The organism is Polaromonas sp. P1_E3 (genome assembly GCF_056405935.1).
The window spans coordinates 1-1,817 of the sequence record NZ_JBFUBD010000479.1; the positions used below are offsets into that span (position 1 = coordinate 1).

Consider the following 1,817-nt stretch of genomic DNA (forward strand, 5'->3'; position numbering starts at 1 on the left):
GGCGTAGGCGTCCTGGTGCTGCACCGGCGCGTGTTCCACGATGTACTGGTGGGCCAGCGCGGGCTGAAAACCGGATTTCTGGATTTTGCGCAGCAGGGTCGCGGCGCTTTTCTCGGTCAGCAAAGTCTTGGGTGCGGAACCGGCAGCCACGCAGAGGAACAGCGTCAACAGCGAACCATCGTCCGCATTGCCGCCGGTCACCTTGCTCCACACAGCGGATGCCTTGCGGTCATGGTGATCGACCTCGTTCAGGCCGTCTTCCACCCAGAAGTACCGGCCCATGAAGGCCGGGCTGCGGTCAAACAGCTGACGCGCCGGCAAGGCCGCGTCGAGTATTTTTGGCGCGTCGGCCATCACGGACTGCCGCACCGCCTCGACCACATCCCGCAGGTGGGCAGGGAGTTTTTTCGGAACGGCGAGCGGCAGCGCTGCCGGGGCGGCCCCGTGTTTTTTACGCAAGGCGGCGATCATTTTCTCGAACGCGACCCAGTCGGGCATCTCGGTGCGGCCCGTCGCCAGCACCAGCAAGGCGGTGCGGATCACCGCTTCGGCATCCTTGCCCGCTTCTTCGAGTTCGTCGGCGTCCATGCCCAGCTCTCCGGCAAGCCAGACAGCCGCATCGACCACCTGCGCCACGTGGCTGCGCCTGGCCAGTTCGGCCTGGTAGTCACCCAGGCTACGCAGCGACCATTTGGCCAGCAACGGAATGTGCTCGTCAGTAAAGCCGCTGCGCTCATTCATGCCGAAGTGGCTGTTTTGCGGCATCGCGATCAGGGCCTTGAGCATGTCCGAACCGCCCTTGGAGCGCGACAGCAGCGAGAAATCGCGCAGCGATTCAGCCGCCTGCCGGAGGTCGCCCTGGCAGGAATGTTCGAGGTACAGGCTGACGAGGTTCACCATGCGGTCCCGGGCTTTTTCAAGGTCCGGACGCAAATACTCATTACCGAAATATCGCGCGATCTGCACCATGCCCTTGGGGCCTTCGACCCGCATGGCTTCGATTTTTTCGGCGCTGATGATGCCGTGCTGCACGCCGTACTGCAGCGCCTTCTCAAAAAAGGCGCGCGTATCGTAGAGCGAGATGGCGGAAGGCGACGACATGGGGTACAGGGCTTGTCTGATGGGTCTGAGTAAGTAGATAACTGCGAAGGCTCAGATCGCCGACTCCTCGTCGGACTCGCGCGCCGTCGGCGTGGCCTTGCCGCGATCGGTGTCGCCGGTCTCGACCTTGCCGTCGTCCTGCACATCGTCCTCGTTTTCGTCTTCTTCATCGCCTTCGGAAGTTATCGCCTTGTGCGCACTGCCCTTGGCGCGCAGCACCATCAGCATTTCAATGAACAGGTCCGGCAGTTCGTAACGCAGCAGCCAGGCGGCTTGCATCCAGTCGTTGTCGGCGATCTCATCCAGCTGGACGCGTGGTCTTTCGTAGGCCGAGGCCAGCAGCGCGGACTGGGACAGCATCTTGCCGTACTCGTCGGCAAGCTCAAAGCTGCCGCTGCGCGCAAAGGCCTCGACACGGCTCCACTGTTCGGAAAAGTAATCAGCGAGGGCTTCGCTGCCACCCTCCAGGTCGCCGATCGCGGTGAGAAATTCCAGCGGGTCCGCGTCTTCCCGGAAGATCACCGCATTGACCATGCCGCGCAGGTGCGTGCGGGTAAGGTCCTTGTAGAGCTTTTCAATCACCACGGCGCGCGCAAACTGCGCGGGCGTGACCAGCAGGCCGACCACCGACGCCTTGGAATTGTCGTACTCGCGAATGACGGCCAGGACGTCCTTGGGCGGCAACTGCTCCAGCACCACCATCAGCGCTGCATCAC

General features: G+C 62.8%; 2 protein-coding genes. Both read right to left on the reverse strand.

What is annotated here, in order from left to right:
- Positions 1 to 1,101 (reverse strand): hypothetical protein (locus AC1D0Z_RS20755; protein ID WP_477660053.1); only part of this gene is annotated, 1,101 nt, incomplete at its 3' end.
- Between the two features lie 51 nt (positions 1,102 to 1,152).
- Positions 1,153 to 1,817 (reverse strand): hypothetical protein (locus tag AC1D0Z_RS20760; protein WP_477660054.1); only part of this gene is annotated, 665 nt, incomplete at its 5' end.